The following is a 15,508-nucleotide window of genomic DNA, read 5'->3' as shown; positions in this document are numbered from 1 at the left end:
GGGAGATCTTTGTGGAACTGCTGCGCCTCGGCGCGGTCGGTGAGGAGCGCCCGTACGTGCGCGCCGCCGACGGCACCGTTCACGACCTGAGCTCCGTCACCGCCGAGATCGACGGCGCTTTCCTGTCCGGCGACGGCATCGCCCGGGCCCGCACCGCGCTCGAGGCAGGCGACCTGCCGGCTGTCGACGTCGAAGGGCTACGGATCGGCGCCCCGATCGCCAGGCCTGGCGCGGTGGTCTGCATCGGCCAGAACTACGCCGCCCACGCGGCCGAGTCCGGCGCCGAGCCGCCGAAGCAGCCGATCGTCTTCTTCAAGACCCCGAACACGGTCGTCGGCCCGTACGACGACGTCCTCGTCCCGCGCGGTTCGACCAAGACCGACTGGGAGGTCGAGCTCGCCGTCGTCATCGGCAAGCAGGCCCGGTACGTCGACTCCGACGCGGAAGCGCTGGCGTGCATCGCCGGGTACGCCGTGTCCAACGACGTGTCCGAGCGGGCCTTCCAGCTCGAGCAGTCCGGCGGCCAGTGGTCCAAGGGCAAGTGCTGCGAGACGTTCAACCCGCTCGGCCCGGCGCTGGTCCCGGCCGACGAGATCGGCGACCCGCAGAACCTCGACCTGAAGTCCTGGGTCAACGGGGAGCCGCGGCAGGCCTCCAACACCCGGGACATGATCTTCAGCGTCGCCGCACTGATCCGCGACCTGTCGCAGTACATGACGCTCGACCCGGGCGACATCGTCAACACCGGCACTCCGGAGGGCGTCGCGCTGTCCGGCAGGTTCCCGTACCTGGCGCCCGGCGACACGATGGAGCTGGAGATCCAGGGCCTCGGCCGGCAGAAGCAGACCCTCGGAAAGGCCTGATCCGAAACTGTCCCCGGCCGGCCCTAGTGTCGGCCGGGTGACCGATCATCTCGCCGACATCCGGACGTCGTACGACACTGTTGCCGTCTCGTACGCCGAGCTCGTGCAGGAAGGCCCGCCGTTCGAGGCGCCGACTCTCGACCTGTTCGGGAAGCTCGCCGAAGGTGGGCCGGTGCTGGACGTGGGGTGCGGACCGGGCCGGGTGGTCGGCCTGCTCGCTGACCGTGGTCTGCCGGTGATCGGAATCGACCTGTCCCCCGGGATGATCGACGTCGCCCGGCGGGACCATCCGGGTCTGGACTACCGGGTCGGTTCGATGACCGCGCTGGACCTGCCCGATGGCGAGCTCGGCGGAGTGGTGTCGTGGTGGTCTGTCATCCACCTGCCTCGCGACGTGGTCCCGCAGGCCTTTGCCGAGTTCCACCGCGTCCTGCGGCCCGGTGGGGTTCTGCTGATGGGGTTCCACGTCGGTGCGAAGTCGACGCACAAGACCTCCGGGTACGGCGGCCACCCGATGAACATCTACGTCCATCGATGGCTGCCTGAGGGACTCACCGCGATCGCAGTCGCCGCCGGCTTCACGCCGTACCTCGACTCCGCGATCCCCGATGAGTGCCTGATGTTCCGTAGGTAATCCGGTGGCGGTGACACCCGGCGTACGCGACGCTCGGCGCATGACTTCGCACGTTCGCACGGTGACCTTCGACGCCCACGACCCCTACGAGCTGGCCGGCTTCTGGCTGCAGGTGCTGAGAGCGCCGCGCCCCGACGACGACGCGCCGGACGACCCGTACGCCGCCGTCGTCACGGACTCGATGACGCTGCTCTTCGGCCAGAACGACGACGAGAAGGTGGTCAAGAACCGCGTCCACCTCTGCCTCGAGCCGGACGGTCTGCGCGACGCGGAGGTCGAGTGGCTGCTCACCATCGGCGCCACCATCGCCAACGACCACCGCGAACCCGACGGCACCGGCTGGGTCGTCATGCACGACCCTGAAGGCAACGAGTTCTGTGTACTCCGCAGCGCCGCCGAACGAGCCGCCACCAGTTGACCGTCAGGCCGTCCCCAGTTGGCTCAGAGGTCGTCGGTGACGGGGGTTTGGCCGGTGAAGGTCAGGCGCCAGTCTGTGGTGCTGGCGTCTACGGTGAGGTCGTAGCCGTCACGGTTCGCGGTGAGGTGGTGGTGGTCGCCTTCGACCGGGGCGACCTCGACCTTCCAGCCGCGGCCGTCGAGGGTTTCGGCGGCGAAGCCGATGTGGGCCTCGGGGTCGGGCGAAGTCGGGTCGCCGGTTTCGACTGTGATCGTGCAGACCGACTCCGGACCACGGTCGTCCGACAGGGCTTCCTGGCTGACCGGGCCGACGTCGTGCGTCACCGTCGGTGTCTGGCCAGGGACGACGATCGCCGCGACCGCGAGCAGTTCCGAGCGGAGGAAGTTGCGGGCTTCGGTGAGCGTCATATCCCGGTCCTACACCTTGGCGGCCACTCTGGCGACGCCAGACAGCGATTCGTACGTCAGGCGAAGGCCAAAGACCAGGAACCCTCGTGCAGCGAGAGCCGGACCCGGGCAAGCGGCCGGACGTCCACGTGCCGGAGCGACTCAGCCGGCGCGTCCAGGACGTAGAGCACGGCCGCCCGCACGACCGCCGGATGGACGACGGCCACGACGGTACGCCGCTCACCGGGCAGCTCACCGAGGTCGCCGAGCCAGTCGGCGACCCGGGTGAGTACGTCGTTCTCCGATTCGCCGCCCGGCGTCGCCGTGTGTGGGCGCTCCAGCCATGCCGTGACACGTTCCGGATCGACCCCGAGCAACTCCTCGAGTCCGCGTCCGGACCAATCGCCGTACTCGCGGTCCCGTAGCGCCGGCTCGACGACGGGCGTCAGGCCGAGCGCCTCCGCGGTCCGTACGGCGGCCACCTCGGGACCGGCGAAGACCGCGTCGGCCTCGACCGTCAGCTCACGCGCCGCGTCGACACCGGACGGATCCGGCTCGTGGTCACCACCGAGCACAAGTCCACGCAACCCAGGGGTCAGTGCATGGGCGACCAGCGTCAGCGACACGCTCAAGCGGCAACCACCTTCTGTCGGGACAGCCGGTGGTCCACCGCGGCGGCGTACCCGAATCCGAGCAGGAGCCACAGCGTCGCCTGCGTACCGAGTGAGGCGAACCGGAACTGCCACAGCAGCGTAGCGGGGAACGACCCCGGAACCTCGTTGATCGACGGCAGGATCTGGTACGCGATCACGATCGTGACGAGGAAGGCAGCCGCGCCGCCGGCCAGCCGGGCGACGTCGCCGTACCGTGCGGCCCAACGCGATGCCGCGACACCGGCCCAGACCGCGAGCAGTCCGATCACGAGCGTCAGCAGATAGGTCACCGTACGGCGGGTGATCGTGTCCGGATCGCCGACCGCGGGTGGATTCGGTGGATATTTGAGGAACGGGACCAGCACGATCCCGACGAAGCCGGCAGCGGCCAGGCCGAGAGCGGCGTACGGATCACGTTCGGTCCGCAGCTTGCGCCGCAGCAGCGTGAAGGCGACGGCGAACATCCCGCCGAGCGCGATGCCGTACAGGGTGGTCGCGAGGAACAGCCCGGCCTTCTGGCCGTCGCGGCTGACGAGCGGTTCCTCTTCGGCGGCGGCTTCAGCACCGTCGCCATGGTCGTGGGTATGCGCGGCACCGGCCTCTTCGATCGCGATCGCGGCGTCGACGTGCGGTTCGCCCGTCACGTACGCGAACGTTCCGGCCAGCAGGCCGGCGAAGAGTCCGATGATCAGTCCGCGCACCAGGAGCGATCCGAAGGTGCGCATGGGGTTAATGGCAGGGCACGCCGAGCAGGTGGCGACCGTCGTGCATCAACTCGTGCAGGTACATGCCCGAGTGCGACACCGCACCCTGGTCGAACATGACGAGGTAGCCGAGCAGGAGCAGTACGCCGAAGCTGAGCGCGGCGGCGGCGAGGAGCCGGGGTGAATAGGCCGGTACGGCGACCGAGCGGGCAGGAGCTGCCATCTGAACCTCCTGGGGAAGTGCGCGTCCCCTTCGAAAGGCTGCTGGTGCCCGAGCGTCCTGACTCACGAGCTGAGCTCGCTCACAGTGGCGCGGCCGTGCCGGACTCTCACCGGCTTCCCTCATGGCACCGCAGGTTGTCCCCCGAACCGTAGCGGTGGGGATGGAGAGGGGTCAACGCGTGGGACGGCCGGGTGACGTTCCCCACCCCCGGACCTACTCTGGGCAGATGCCGTCCGCTCATCACCTGGTCGCCTTCGCGATCACCGCGTTCATCATCATCGTCGTCCCCGGTCCGAGCGTGCTGTTCATCGTCGGGCGGGCCCTCGCGGTCGGCCGCCGGGAAGCGGTACTGACCATGGTCGGCAACACCATCGGAGCCGCCGTGATGCTGGTCGCGGTCGCCCTCGGACTCGGCACGCTGATCGCGGCCAGTGCGATCGCCCTGACCGTGGTGAAGCTCGCGGGCGCGGCGTACCTGATCTATCTCGGGGTGCACGCCTTCCGCGCCCGCAAGTCGCTGGTCGAGGCGATGACCAGCGGGGTCAAGCCGGGCAACAGCCGGCGGACCATGCGCCAGGGCTTCCTGGTCGGGGTCACCAACGCGAAAACCGCGGTCTTCTTCGCTGCCGCGTTGCCGCAGTTCGTCGACAAGGGCGCGGCCAGCCCGGCCTGGCTCCAGATCCTCGTTCTCGGCCTGGTCTTCATCCTGATCGCGCTCTGCTCGGACAGCGTCTGGGCCGTGGTGGCCGGCACCGCACGCGAGTGGTTCGCCCGCTCGCCGCGCCGGCTCGAACTGGTCGGCGGCACCGGCGGTCTGATGATCATCGGCCTCGGCGCCAGCATCGCCGTGACCGGCTCTAAGGAGTAGCGGTACGCCGGCCAGCCTGGACACCGAGCAGCGCGAGCACGGCAGGCAGACCGAACGCAACCAGGTACGCCGTCAGCGCGGAATGCGGCTCGAGTGCCGCGAAGAGCGAACCGCCGATCGCCAGGATCGTTGCCGTGGCCAACGAGTCGCTCAACTGCGCGGCCGAGCTGTTGGCGCCCTGCTCCTCGCATTCGGAGTAGTCCAGCACGAGTACGGACAGCGTCGGGAAGACCGTGCCCATGCCGAGTCCGGTGAGGCTCCAGCCGAGGATGCCGACGACGACCGGCACGTTGTCGTTCAGGGTCAGCGTGGCGGTCACGATGCCGAGCAGGATCGCGACCATGCCGGCCTGCAGGAAGACCGAGTGCGAGAACGGCTGGTTCGGGCGGCCGCGGTACCACGAGGCCGCGGTCCAGCTGAGTGCGCTGACGGTCAGCACCAGACCGGCGACGGCCGGGGACAGGCCACGCTCACGGGTGAGCATCAGCGGCAGGAACACCTCGGCACCGAAGCCGGACGCCGCGACCAGCCCGCGCAGCGCGACCACCGAGGGCAGACCGCGTCCGAAGGTGAAGGTTCCACGCGGCAGCAGCTTCGGCGCGAAGGCGACCACGCCACCGAGCCCGACCGCCAGCAACGCGAGCTGGAGTATGCCGTGCTGCTGGCCGCCGTAGTGGAGCAGACCAACCCCGACCGCGGCCGCGACCGCCCACAGCGCTCGCTTGTCCCACAGCCGTCCCGGGAGGGGTTCGTGTGTGCTGCCTCTGAGCCCGGGCCGCATCACCAGCGCCGCCGGGATCGCGAGGGCCGGCACGGCGAGGAAGACGATGCGCCAGCTGGCGTTCTCGACGATCAGCCCCGCGATCGCGGGTCCGACCAGCGAGGGGACCACCCAGCCGGTCGCGAAGGCGGCGAAGATGCGCGGCCGCAGCCGGGCCGGGTACAGCTGCCCGACGACGACGTACAGCGCGACCGTGAGCAGACCTGAGCCGAAGCCCTGGATGATCCGGCCCACGACCAGGATCTCCATGCTCGGAGCCAGGCCTGCGATGATCAGACCGGCCAGGAACCAGGCGGTCCCGTGCCAGAGCGGGCGGGTCGGGCCCTTGAGGTCACTCCAGGTGCCCGAGACGACCATCGCGATCACGCCGGAGGCGAGCGGTCCCCCGAAGGCGAGTGCGTACAGACTGAGTCCGTCCAGCGCCTGCGCGACGGTCGGCATCGCGGTCGTGACGGCGAGCGACTCGAACGCGACCAGGGTGATCAACGCGACCATCCCGACCGTCAGCGCGCGGTACTGCGGCGCGAGTACGCCGCCGGACGGGGCTGGGGTGCCCTGGTCGAGGGTGGGCTCGGCAGCAATGGTCATGCCAAGCACCCTCAGACATCAAGGGCACTTGAAGTCAACCCCGGGTCAGAGAACGGCTGCGAGCACCAGGGCGAGGATCGGCGGAACCGCCTGGGTGGCCGCGGCCCGCGCCATCCGGCGGTCCGAGGCGATCAGGACGATGCCGGCACCGGCCATGCACGCGCAGCTGAACAGCGCGATGGCGTGGCCCTTGTCCCCGCCCCAGATCAGGCCGCCGATCGCGCCGATCGCCAGGAACAGGTTGTAGAAGCCCTGGTTGAAGGCCCACGGCCGCGCGGCCGCCGCCTCCGTCTCGTCCTTGATCAGGAAGCGGTGGTACGTGCTCGGTTTGCGGAACAGCAGGCTCTCCATGGCGAACACCGCGACGTGGAAGACCCCGGCCAAAGCCACGAACACCTGCGCGACAACGCTCATGCCGGAAACGTACCGGGTTCTCAGCTGCTCCAGTCGAAGGCGCGAGCAGGGTTGGTGGTGAAGACCGCGTCCGCCACCTCGGCACCCAGCCGCTGCGCGATCCGCGGCCGGAGATGGGTCAGCAGGTACGGCATGCCGGGGCCCTCACCAGTCGCGCCCCGCGCACGGGCGGTCGTCGTGTCGCCGCCGAGCAGCAGCCGGTCGGCGTACCCGGCGTCGGCCAGCGCGGCCAGGCAGTCGATCAGCCACGGGTCGGTCGCGTGATTCGCCCGTGACGGCCCGTCGAACGCCAGCCACGCACCCCGCTCGGCCAGCTCGAGATGCCCACGATGATCAGGGAACCGGTTCAGGTGCCCGAGGATCACACTGGCGGGCGGTACGGCGAGTTCGTCGACCAGCAGATCGAGTACGGCGTCCGTTGCGGTCCCGAGTTCGTGATGCACCGCGATCGGTGCGCCGGTCGCATGATGCGCCTCGGCGGCGGCCCGCATCACCCAGCGGGCATGGGAATCCAGCACGTGGTAGCCACCGGCAACCTTGATCAGCCCGGCGCGGACCGGACTGTTGCCCATGCCAACGGTCAGCTCGGCGTGGAAGATCTCGGCCAGCTTCGGGCGGACCTGGTCGACGAAGCCTTCCGGGTAGAGCTCGGCGCGGTGCAGTCCGGTGGCCGCGATCAGCGAAACACCTGTGGTGGTTGAGATTCCGGGCAATGCGTCGGCTCGGCGCCCCAGACCATGCGGCGTCCACTGCACGATCGCTTGACCCCCGGCCGCGGCGAAGGCTCGCGTCTCGGCCAGGGCCGCGTCCACGTCGTCCAGCTCTTGCCCGGCGAGGAACGGCGTACTGAAGAACAGGTGGTCGTGCGAGTCGGTGACGCCGAGCTGGTCCGGCCGGATGTGACCGGTGACGGTGCGGATCACTGCGCCTCCTTGTAACGGTTGAAGCGTTACTAACGTAACGGGCGAGGCGTTACGATGTCCAGGTGGTTGATCGGATGGAGTTCCGGCTGGATCTCGGCGCGACGTGGCTGAACCTGCTCGCCACGCGCGGAACGCATTTCGGGGAGAACCCGGTGGAGCGGGTGCCGACGGTCGAGCGGTTCACGGAATGGCTCGACCTGGTGGAACTGCGGCCGGTGCGGAAGGTGACGTCGGCGGACCTCGAGAGGGGATGGGAGCTACGGGAGATCCTGCGACCGATCGCGCTCGCGACGGTGGACGGCGTACCCCCTGATGCGGCGACGGCGGAGGCGCTGGCGGCGTTTCTCGAGGGCGACTCACCGGTGCTGACGGTGACTGATCGGCTCGAGCGCTCCCGTCCACGGACGACGGCGGACGCGCTGTCCCGGATCGCCCGTCAGGCCGTCGATCACCTGACCGGACCCGAGCGCGCCTTCCTCTCCGCCTGTCCCGAACACGACTGCCGCGGCGTGTTCAGCGACCCCACCGGCCGCCGCCGCTGGTGCCCCAACCCCACCTGCGCCACCAGAGGCCGAGTCCGAGCCCACCGAGCCCGCAAACACGCGGAAACCGCCGGCCAAGCTGACTGAGAGTCAGCCCGACCGACGGTTGCCTACAGCAACTTCAAGAGCTCCGGCAGGACGCGTGGCCTGCGGCAGACGACGATCGCGCCTCCCCGGCCGACGCCGCGGCGACAGCCGGGAATGCGATCAGCGGCTCCGGCGGGAGGCGCGGGTGCCGGCCGAGAACGCGGCCGCTCCGCCCGACCGCGAGGTCGAGCCGGACGCGGGAGCCGGGCGCTTGGCAGACCCCGAGGAGGCTGCGCCGCCCGGGCGGCCTGCGCCGGGCGCCTGAGCACCCCGGCCACCACGCCGGCGGCGACCACCACCACCACGACCGCCCGCACCGCGGCTGGCGGAGCCGGACTCCGCCGAACCTCGGCCATTCGACGAACGGCCTGGAGCCGCGGCTCCTGCGGCTGCGAGCTGCGGAGCTACGAAGGTGCGCTCGCCCGGAGCCAGCTCGGAGAGCAGCGGGTCGCCGGTGGTGAGCTTGGTGATGGTCGGCGCGATACCGGCCTTGCGAGTGAGGTCGCGCACGTCACGAACCTGGGCGTCGGTCATCAGCGTGACGACCGTGCCCTCGGCGCCGGCGCGGGCAGTCCGGCCGGAGCGGTGCAGGTACGCCTTGTGCTCGATCGGCGGATCCGCGTGGATCACCAGCGCAACGTCGTCGACGTGGATCCCCCGGGCCGCGATGTCGGTGGCGACGAGTGTCTTCGCCGTACCCTCGGAGAAGGCTTCGAGATTCCGGGTGCGCGCGCCCTGGGACAGGTTGCCGTGCAGTTCGACCGCCGGCACGCCCTGCGCGATCAGCTTCTTGGTCAGCGACTTCGCGCCGTACTTCGTCCTGGTGAAGACCAGCGACCGTCCCGGTGCCGCGGTCAGGTCGACGAGCACGGGGAGCCGGGTGTCGGGCTGGACGTGCAGCACGTGGTGGGTCATCTTCGAGACCGGCGACTGCGCCGAGTCCACGCTGTGCGTGACCGGGTCGGTCATGAACCGCTGCACGAGGACATCGACGCCCGCGTCCAGCGTGGCCGAGAACAGCAGCCGCTGCGCTCCTGCCGGGGTCGCCTCGAGGATCCGCCGTACCGCGGGCAGGAAGCCGAGGTCCGCCATGTGATCAGCCTCGTCGAGCACGGTGATCTCGACCGCGTCGAGCTTCACGTGCCCGGCCTGGAGATGGTCCTCGAGCCGCCCCGGGCAGGCGACGACGATGTCGGCACCCTTGCGCAGTCCGGTGATCTGCGGACCATGGCCGACACCACCGAAGATAGTCATCGTGCGCAGGTCGAGCGCGTCGGTCAGTGGTGTGATGGACGCCTGGATCTGGGTGGCCAGTTCGCGCGTCGGCGCCAGGATGAGCGCACGCGGGTGATTCGGACGCCGCTTGGTCCGGCCGGCGGCCAACCGGGCCAGCACGGGCAGCACGAAGGCGTAGGTCTTGCCGGATCCGGTCCGGCCGCGGCCGAGAACGTCCTTGCCGGCCAGAGCATCCGGCAGTGTCGCCGCCTGGATCGGGAAGGGCTTGGTCACCCCGGTCGCCGCGAGCGCGGCCACCAGGGACGCCGGTACGCCGAGGTCCGCGAACGTCAAGTTGTCCGGGACAACTACTTCCGCGACCTGTTCGTAAGCCTCCCGCGTGACGGCCTTGTTGCTCTGAGCAACCTTCGGCCGCGGGGCGCCGTCGGAACGGCGACGCCGGCGGGGACGGGAGGTGGAGGGTGTTTGGGCAGATTGCGTTGATGTCGGGCGGCGGGCCGCCATGTAGTACTCCAGAAAGTCGGGGGGTCGTCCTGCCCGGCGCGGCCGTTCATCGGCCGCGGCGCGTGGTGGTCGACTGCTAGCGCTCTGTCACAGGCGCTCCGGCCCGAGGCAGAACTGGGCGGGCCGTCATGGACAGTCTACGTCACGCAGGGTCCGCGCCGCGCCGGTTTGTTCACAGGACGCTCGTCACACGGCGAGAGACGTGCCCTATGTTGTGCACCGTGATGACTGAGAACCGGGTGGATCCGCCGACCGCCGGCGGCGAACGTGCGCTTCTGCAGGGATTCCTGGATTTCCACCGCGGCACGCTGCTGTGGAAGGTGTCCGGACTGACCGGGGCGCAGTTGGTCCAGCGCAGTGTCGACCCGTCCAGCCTTTCGCTGATCGGGCTGGTCCGGCACCTGAGCGAGGTCGAGAAGTACTGGTTCCACCGGGCGCTCGCCCAGCTCCCGGCGCCGCCGTTGCACTGGACCGCTGAGCATCCGGACGGCGACTTCGACCTGACCGACCCGGCTCGGGCCGAGCGCGATCTCGCGGAATTCCGGGAGATCGTCAGGGTGTCCGGCGAGATCGCCGCGGGCCACACCCTGGACGACACGTTCCTGCGCCCGGGCCACGAGGGTGAGTACTCCGTCCGCTACCTCTACATCCACATGATCGAGGAGTACGCCCGCCACAACGGCCACGCCGACCTCCTCCGCGAACGGATCGACGGCCTGACCGGCGAATAGTCAGCGCTTGATCGACCGGATCAGCCCGACCAGATCGTTGGTCACGCCCCGGACGCCCGGGATGCGGGTCAGCCGGAGCAGCCGGTCGACCAGCGGGACGGACCGATCGATCAGCACCTTGGTACGACGAAGATCCTTGCTGTCGTCGTGCACCCAGAACAGCACGATCCCCATCTGCATCAGCCACAGCAGCTCGGGCAGCTCCGCCTTCAGGTCGGCCGGCAGTTTGTGGTCCGATCCCTCCACGACCCGGCGGAACAGCTCGACGCTCGCCTCCCGCGCGGGCCGCGACTGGTCGCTGAACGGCGACAGCGGGCTCTTCGGTTCCGCCGCTGTCTTGAAGAACGTGCCGGCGAACTCGTGGTACGGCGCGGACACCTCCAGCCAGGCCCGCAGTACGCCGGTCAGCCGCGGGACGAATGCCTTCTCCGTCGCGAGGACCGACTCGACCGCCTCCACGTGCTGCACCTGCAGGTGGTCGTAGTACGCCTGCATCAGGTGCTCTTTGGAGCCGTAGTAGTAGTAAGCGTTGCCGACCGAGACACCCGCCTCGGTGGCGATCGCCCGCATCGTCGTCTTGCCGTACCCCTGCTCGCGGAACAGCCGCAGCGCGGTGGACAGGATCAGCTCCCGGGTCTGCTCACCCTTGGTGGTCGCACTTTCCGTCACATCCGTCAGCGTAGTCACCCCCATCGCGCACACCCGCCCAACTCCACAGCCCGGCGTGGTCCCCGACGTACACGGACCCTAGTGGACCGGTGTCTTGGCCAGCGCTTCGGCCGGGAGTACGTCGTTCGGCGGAACCGGTGGGTTGGTCATGGTCTCGAGCTGGCTGCGGCGGCGGATCATGTTGAAGATCCAGACGTTCATCAGGTGCAGCACACCGAGCACGAGCATCACGATGCCGAGCTTCACGCTCAGCTGCTCGAACACCCCGCGAGCGTCGACGACCACCTTGTCGGCGCGCAGGAACAACGTCACGAACCCCAGGTTGACCAGGTAGAACCCGGCCACCAGCAGCCGGTTCACAGCGTCGGCGAAGTCCTCGTTGCCGTGGAACACATCGATCAGGAAGATCCGGCCGTTGTGGCTCAGCGTCCGGGCCACCCAGATCGTCAACGGCACCGAGACCAGCAGATAGATCAGGTACGTCGTCACGGTCATGCTCACCACGTCCTCACAAACTGAACACGTTCAAATTTGGTCACGTGCCGAGCGTACGACCGACTTTTGAACACGTTCAAGTAGGCGACGACGTGAGCTGGGTCTCGCGCTGAGGCAGGATGGCCGCATGACGAGGATCGTCTGACCATGCGGGAGAAGGATCTCGACCGCTGGGTCGCCAAATACCGGAAGGCCTGGGAGTCGAACGACCCGGGCCACATCGCGGCGCTCTGGACCGAGGACGCCCTCTGGCACCGCCGCCCGGACGACGAGCCGGTGGTGGGCCGGGAGGCGATCGTCGCGGCTTGGCTCGAGGTGGCGGACGCACCGGGTGAGACGAGGTTCGAGTACGAGGTACTCGGGTTCGGCGACGGTGTCGGGTTCGTCCGCGGCTGGACGACGTACCAGACCCAGCCGCCGAGCGAGTTCAGCAACCTGTGGGTGATCCGCCTCGCCCGCGACCGCGCCCACGAGTTCACCGAGTGGTGGATGGAGAAGCCGTGATGGGTTACCGTGCCGGTAGGCACTCAGGGTGCCACCGGTCCGCGGGAAGGGCTCAGCCCACCTGATCACGGAGTTGTGTGGTCGTTGTTCACCTCCTTTCTCGCCTGACGACGCGGACAGCAGGCTCGTAGAGAGGAGGTCGCGATGCCGACCCGGAATCTCCCGAACGACCCGCACCTGGACCACCTGCGCAAGCAGGCCAAGACCTTGCTCAAGCAGGTCCGCGCCGGGGACGACGAGGCCGTCGCCCTGGCCGACGAGTTCCATCCCGTCCAGTCGCTGGCCGACGCGCAACTGGTGATCGCCCGCAGCTACGGATTCCCCAGCTGGCCGCGGATCGTCCGGCATCTGGAGCTCGTCGACCAGTACAGCCGCTCCCCGCACCGCCAGTCGATCGGTGGTCCGCTCGACACCCCGGAGCAACGCGCCGAGGAGTTCCTGCGGCTCGCGACGCTGCACTACGGACAGGACGATCCGGCCCGGCAGCGGTCCGCGGAGCAGTTGCTCGAACAGTTCCCAGAGGTTGCTCGGAGCAACATCTACACGATGGCGGTGGCCGGCGAGCTGGACGCCGTACGCGAGGTTCTTGCGGCGGATCCCTGGCAGGCAAGGGAGGAAGGCGGGCCGTACCGCTGGCCACCGTTGCTCTACATCACCTACGGGCGGCTCGACGTACCGCATCAGGTGGAGATCGCACGGCTGTTCCTCGAGCATGGCGCCGACCCGAACGCAGGCTATCTGTGGCAGGGCATGCCGTCACCGTTCACTGCCTTGACCGGGGCGTTCGGTCGTGGTGAAGGCGATCAGCCACCGCACCGCGACCGGGTCGAGCTCGCGCGGTTGCTGCTGGACGCCGGAGCCGATCCGAACGACAGCCAGACCATGTACAACTGCGGTCCCGGTTGCCCTCCGCCGTACGACGACGTCCACCTGGAGCTCCTGCTCGAGTACGGACTGGGCACAGGCGACGGCGGCCCGTGGCACGAGCGGATGACGACCGCACATCCGACACCGCAGCAGTTGCTGGAGGACGAGCTGGTCTTCGCGGCGTCGACAGGCCTGCTGCACCGGGCCGAGCTGGTGATTGCCCAAGGCATCGATCCGGAGGGACGTGGTACCGAGCATCCGGGCTTCGGTGGGCATCGCGCCTACGAGTTCGCCGCCATCCAGGGGCACACCGAGATCGCGGAGCTGCTGCGTGCTCGCGGTGCGGCGCCACTGGACGACGTACACGAGGTCTTCGCCGCCGTCATGCGGGGTGAGACCCCGGCCGTCAGCCCCGAACTGATCTCGCGAGCCATTGCGCGCAATCCGTACCTTCCCCTCCGGGCCGCCGAGATCGGCCGGACCGAAGCTCTGGAGCCGTTGAAGAACCTGGGCTTCGACCTCAACGTGATGGCGGGGTCCGCGCCGATTCACCAAGCCGCGATCAACGGCCACCTCGACACCGTCAAGAAGCTCGTCGAGCTGGGCGCCGATCCCGAACTGCGCGATCCCTCGTACGACGGGCCCGCGCTGGGCTGGGCAGAGCACAGCTGGGCCGACGACGACCGCAAGCAGGCGGTGATCGACTACCTCAAGGGCTTACGGCAAGGAACAGGAACGCGCTGAACACCATCAGGTGGACGGCGCCCTGAAGCAGGGTCGCCCGGCCGGTGGCGAGGGTGAGAATGCTGGTCACGACGGTCAGCGCGAACAGCACCATCTCCATGCCACCGAGGCCGAGCACCAACGGGCCGTCCAGCCAGATGGAGGCGACCGCGATCGCCGGGATGGTCAGGCCGATGCTGGCGAGCGCTGAGCCAAGAGCCAGGTTGACGCTGGTCTGGAGGCGGTTCCGCAGTGCGGCGCGTACTGCGGCAACCGTCTCCGGCAGCAGCACCAGCAGCGCGATGACGACACCGACCACGGCCACGGGTGCACCGGCCGACTCCACCGCGGACTCGAGTCTCGGCGAGACTGTCTTGGCGAGGCCGACGACCGAGATCAGGCAGACGAACAGCAGTCCAAGGCTGAGGAGCGCGACCTTCGCGCTCGGCGCGGCCGCGTGCACCTCCTCCCTCTCCACGTCCTCGCCCTCGGCCTCCGCGTCGGGGACGGGAAGGAAGTAGTCGCGGTGCCGGATCGTCTGGACGAACACGAAAACGCCGTACATCACGAGTGACGCCACACCTGCGAACGCGAGCTGAGCCGTGCTGAACTGCGGCCCCGGCGCGCTGGTCGTGAACGTCGGCAGCACCAGGCTCAGCGTCACCAGCGCGGTCATCACCGCGAGCACACCGGTCGACGCACGGACGCGGAACTCCTGCACGTGATGCCGCAACGAGCCGACAACGAGTGACAGGCCGAGGATGCCGTTGCAGGTGATCATCACCGCGGCGAACACGGTGTCCCGCGCCAGCGACGCGGCCTTGTCGCCGCCGGACGCCATCAGCGTCACGATCAGTGCGACCTCGATGACCGTCACCGCGAGCGCGAGAATCAGCGTGCCGAACGGTTCACCGACGCGATGTGCGACCACTTCGGCATGGTGGACGGCCGCGATCACCGCCGCGCCCAGACCGGCGCAGACCAGGATCAGCAGGATGACACCCAGGTCACGACCCCAGGACAGGACCAGGACGACGAGAGCGAGCGGGGGCACGGCCAGACTCCAGCGCGGCAACCCTTGGACCACGGTGTTTGTCATCCCCCGAGAAGTCTATGGCGTACGGCGATATCCGGTTGGCATCCGCCGCCTGACGGGTGATGCTTCTCGCACCATGACAGTGCAGATCAGGACCGCGACCGACGCCGACTGGCCGGCCATCTGGCCGTTCTTCCACGAGATCGTCACCGCGCGGGAGACGTACGCCTACGACCCGGAGCTGACCGAGGAGCAGGCCCGCCCGCTCTGGATGTCACCGTCGAGCGCCGCGCGCAGCCGGACCACGGTCGCGGTCGATGCCGACGGCACTGTTCTGGGCACCGCCAACATGTACCCGAACCGCCCGGGTCCGGGATCGCACGTCGCCAGCGCGAGCTTCATGGTCAACGCGGCAGCCCGGGGCAAGGGCGTCGGCCGTCTGCTCGGTCAGGACATGGTCGACTGGGCCGCCCGGGAAGGGTTCCGGTCGATCCAGTTCAACGCGGTGGTGGAGACCAACGAGTCCGCCGTACACCTCTGGCAAGCGCTCGGCTTCACCATCATCGGGACGGTGCCGGAAGCCTTCGACCACCCCAAGCACGGGTACGTCGGCCTGCACGTGATGCACCGCCCGCTGTAACTCAGCCCTCCAGTCGATG

General features: G+C 69.0%; 20 protein-coding genes and 1 riboswitch. Of the genes, 9 read left to right on the top strand and 11 right to left on the bottom strand.

The window, feature by feature from the left end; all coding sequences use genetic code 11:
• Window positions 1–11: 11 nt before the first annotated feature.
• From OG817_RS38770 to OG817_RS38760, 3 genes are read left to right on the top strand one after another with little or no spacing between them, the layout of a single operon-like run.
• On the top strand, window positions 12–863 hold the full coding sequence (locus OG817_RS38770) for a fumarylacetoacetate hydrolase family protein (RefSeq protein WP_406049929.1): 852 nt from the start codon (window positions 12–14) through the stop codon (window positions 861–863).
• Between the two features lie 37 nt (window positions 864–900).
• A complete protein-coding gene (locus tag OG817_RS38765) occupies window positions 901–1,497 on the top strand; it encodes a class I SAM-dependent methyltransferase (RefSeq protein WP_406049928.1) in 597 nt (198 codons plus the stop codon).
• Window positions 1,498–1,537: 40 nt separating this feature from the next.
• Window positions 1,538–1,915: a VOC family protein gene (locus OG817_RS38760; RefSeq protein WP_396397079.1), complete on the top strand. Its 378-nt coding sequence runs from the start codon at window positions 1,538–1,540 to the stop codon at window positions 1,913–1,915.
• 23 nt (window positions 1,916–1,938) lie between these two features.
• Here the strand turns inward: OG817_RS38760 and OG817_RS38755 are convergent, their stop codons facing one another.
• Genes OG817_RS38755 through OG817_RS38740 form a run of 4 tightly spaced genes read right to left on the bottom strand, consistent with a single transcriptional unit; the run spans window position 1,939 to window position 3,881 of the window.
• A complete protein-coding gene (locus OG817_RS38755; protein WP_406049927.1) occupies window positions 1,939–2,322 on the bottom strand; it encodes a hypothetical protein in 384 nt (127 codons plus the stop codon).
• 56 nt (window positions 2,323–2,378) lie between these two features.
• Entirely contained in the window at window positions 2,379–2,927 is a 549-nt protein-coding gene (locus OG817_RS38750; protein WP_406057608.1) for a histidine phosphatase family protein, read from the bottom strand.
• 2 nt (window positions 2,928–2,929) lie between these two features.
• The gene (locus tag OG817_RS38745; protein ID WP_406049925.1) at window positions 2,930–3,679 is read right to left on the bottom strand and encodes a CbtA family protein; all 750 of its coding nucleotides are present in this window, start codon (window positions 3,677–3,679) and stop codon (window positions 2,930–2,932) included.
• Window positions 3,680–3,683: 4 nt separating this feature from the next.
• Window positions 3,684–3,881, bottom strand: coding sequence for a CbtB-domain containing protein (locus OG817_RS38740; RefSeq protein ID WP_406049924.1), 198 nt, complete (start codon window positions 3,879–3,881; stop codon window positions 3,684–3,686).
• A 52-nt stretch (window positions 3,882–3,933) separates the two neighbouring features.
• Window positions 3,934–3,999, bottom strand: a riboswitch (cobalamin riboswitch).
• 108 nt (window positions 4,000–4,107) lie between these two features.
• On the opposite strand from OG817_RS38740, the gene OG817_RS38735 reads away from it, so the two are divergent.
• The gene (locus tag OG817_RS38735) at window positions 4,108–4,749 is read left to right on the top strand and encodes a LysE family translocator (protein ID WP_406049923.1); all 642 of its coding nucleotides are present in this window, start codon (window positions 4,108–4,110) and stop codon (window positions 4,747–4,749) included.
• Here the strand turns inward: OG817_RS38735 and OG817_RS38730 are convergent.
• Genes OG817_RS38730 through OG817_RS38720 form a run of 3 tightly spaced genes read right to left on the bottom strand, consistent with a single transcriptional unit; the run spans window position 4,739 to window position 7,455 of the window.
• On the bottom strand, window positions 4,739–6,118 hold the full coding sequence (locus OG817_RS38730) for an MFS transporter (RefSeq protein WP_406049922.1): 1,380 nt from the start codon (window positions 6,116–6,118) through the stop codon (window positions 4,739–4,741). The two genes, OG817_RS38735 and OG817_RS38730, sit on opposite strands and share 11 nt — an antisense overlap.
• A gap of 45 nt (window positions 6,119–6,163) precedes the next feature.
• The gene (locus tag OG817_RS38725; protein ID WP_406049921.1) at window positions 6,164–6,532 is read right to left on the bottom strand and encodes a DUF1304 domain-containing protein; all 369 of its coding nucleotides are present in this window, start codon (window positions 6,530–6,532) and stop codon (window positions 6,164–6,166) included.
• Window positions 6,533–6,552: 20 nt separating this feature from the next.
• Window positions 6,553–7,455, bottom strand: a complete 903-nt coding sequence (locus OG817_RS38720) for a phosphotriesterase (protein WP_406049920.1) — start codon at window positions 7,453–7,455, stop codon at window positions 6,553–6,555.
• A 62-nt stretch (window positions 7,456–7,517) separates the two neighbouring features.
• On the opposite strand from OG817_RS38720, the gene OG817_RS38715 reads away from it, so the two are divergent.
• The gene (locus OG817_RS38715) at window positions 7,518–8,084 is read left to right on the top strand and encodes a CGNR zinc finger domain-containing protein (protein WP_406049919.1); all 567 of its coding nucleotides are present in this window, start codon (window positions 7,518–7,520) and stop codon (window positions 8,082–8,084) included.
• A gap of 120 nt (window positions 8,085–8,204) precedes the next feature.
• On the opposite strand, the gene OG817_RS38710 is transcribed toward OG817_RS38715, so the two are convergent.
• Complete coding sequence (locus OG817_RS38710; protein ID WP_406049918.1) at window positions 8,205–9,653, bottom strand: DEAD/DEAH box helicase; 1,449 nt, start codon at window positions 9,651–9,653, stop codon at window positions 8,205–8,207.
• A 395-nt stretch (window positions 9,654–10,048) separates the two neighbouring features.
• Here OG817_RS38710 and OG817_RS38705 point away from each other — a divergent pair, with 395 nt between their 5' ends.
• Window positions 10,049–10,555: a DinB family protein gene (locus OG817_RS38705; RefSeq protein ID WP_406049917.1), complete on the top strand. Its 507-nt coding sequence runs from the start codon at window positions 10,049–10,051 to the stop codon at window positions 10,553–10,555.
• Here the strand turns inward: OG817_RS38705 and OG817_RS38700 are convergent, their stop codons facing one another.
• Entirely contained in the window at window positions 10,556–11,224 is a 669-nt protein-coding gene (locus tag OG817_RS38700; protein WP_406049916.1) for a TetR family transcriptional regulator, read from the bottom strand.
• A gap of 78 nt (window positions 11,225–11,302) precedes the next feature.
• Window positions 11,303–11,719 carry a hypothetical protein gene (locus OG817_RS38695; RefSeq protein ID WP_406049915.1) on the bottom strand — a complete coding sequence of 139 codons (417 nt, stop codon included), beginning with the start codon at window positions 11,717–11,719 and terminating at the stop codon, window positions 11,303–11,305.
• A 147-nt stretch (window positions 11,720–11,866) separates the two neighbouring features.
• Between OG817_RS38695 and OG817_RS38690 the strand changes: the two genes are divergently transcribed.
• Window positions 11,867–12,223, top strand: a complete 357-nt coding sequence (locus OG817_RS38690) for a nuclear transport factor 2 family protein (protein ID WP_360454083.1) — start codon at window positions 11,867–11,869, stop codon at window positions 12,221–12,223.
• Window positions 12,224–12,367: 144 nt separating this feature from the next.
• A complete protein-coding gene (locus OG817_RS38685; RefSeq protein WP_406049913.1) occupies window positions 12,368–13,834 on the top strand; it encodes an ankyrin repeat domain-containing protein in 1,467 nt (488 codons plus the stop codon).
• Here the strand turns inward: OG817_RS38685 and OG817_RS38680 are convergent.
• Entirely contained in the window at window positions 13,800–14,912 is a 1,113-nt protein-coding gene (locus OG817_RS38680) for a calcium:proton antiporter (RefSeq protein ID WP_406049912.1), read from the bottom strand. The two genes, OG817_RS38685 and OG817_RS38680, sit on opposite strands and share 35 nt — an antisense overlap.
• Window positions 14,913–14,985: 73 nt before the next feature.
• Here OG817_RS38680 and OG817_RS38675 point away from each other — a divergent pair, with 73 nt between their 5' ends.
• A complete protein-coding gene (locus tag OG817_RS38675; RefSeq protein WP_406049911.1) occupies window positions 14,986–15,489 on the top strand; it encodes a GNAT family N-acetyltransferase in 504 nt (167 codons plus the stop codon).
• Window positions 15,490–15,508: the final 19 nt, after the last annotated feature.

This window comes from Kribbella sp. NBC_00889 (genome assembly GCF_045207705.1).
Taxonomy (GTDB): Bacteria; Actinomycetota; Actinomycetes; order Propionibacteriales; family Kribbellaceae; genus Kribbella.
Note: the sequence above shows the minus strand (reverse complement) of the source record. Positions and strands in the feature narration are given on the sequence as shown.

Excerpts from the sequence above, each read along its gene's own strand:
- OG817_RS38760 (WP_396397079.1), top strand. The coding sequence starts at position 1,538 with ATGACTTCGCACGTTCGCACGGTGACCTTCGACGCCCACGACCCCTAC.
- OG817_RS38690 (WP_360454083.1), top strand. The coding sequence starts at position 11,867 with ATGCGGGAGAAGGATCTCGACCGCTGGGTCGCCAAATACCGGAAGGCC.
- OG817_RS38680 (WP_406049912.1), bottom strand. The coding sequence starts at position 14,912 with ATGACAAACACCGTGGTCCAAGGGTTGCCGCGCTGGAGTCTGGCCGTG.
- OG817_RS38705 (WP_406049917.1), top strand. The coding sequence starts at position 10,049 with ATGACTGAGAACCGGGTGGATCCGCCGACCGCCGGCGGCGAACGTGCG.
- OG817_RS38685 (WP_406049913.1), top strand. The coding sequence starts at position 12,368 with ATGCCGACCCGGAATCTCCCGAACGACCCGCACCTGGACCACCTGCGC.
- OG817_RS38725 (WP_406049921.1), bottom strand. The coding sequence starts at position 6,532 with ATGAGCGTTGTCGCGCAGGTGTTCGTGGCTTTGGCCGGGGTCTTCCAC.
- OG817_RS38730 (WP_406049922.1), bottom strand. The coding sequence starts at position 6,118 with ATGACCATTGCTGCCGAGCCCACCCTCGACCAGGGCACCCCAGCCCCG.
- OG817_RS38695 (WP_406049915.1), bottom strand. The coding sequence starts at position 11,719 with ATGACCGTGACGACGTACCTGATCTATCTGCTGGTCTCGGTGCCGTTG.
- OG817_RS38735 (WP_406049923.1), top strand. The coding sequence starts at position 4,108 with ATGCCGTCCGCTCATCACCTGGTCGCCTTCGCGATCACCGCGTTCATC.
- OG817_RS38755 (WP_406049927.1), bottom strand. The coding sequence starts at position 2,322 with ATGACGCTCACCGAAGCCCGCAACTTCCTCCGCTCGGAACTGCTCGCG.
- OG817_RS38745 (WP_406049925.1), bottom strand. The coding sequence starts at position 3,679 with ATGCGCACCTTCGGATCGCTCCTGGTGCGCGGACTGATCATCGGACTC.
- OG817_RS38740 (WP_406049924.1), bottom strand. The coding sequence starts at position 3,881 with ATGGCAGCTCCTGCCCGCTCGGTCGCCGTACCGGCCTATTCACCCCGG.
- OG817_RS38675 (WP_406049911.1), top strand. The coding sequence starts at position 14,986 with ATGACAGTGCAGATCAGGACCGCGACCGACGCCGACTGGCCGGCCATC.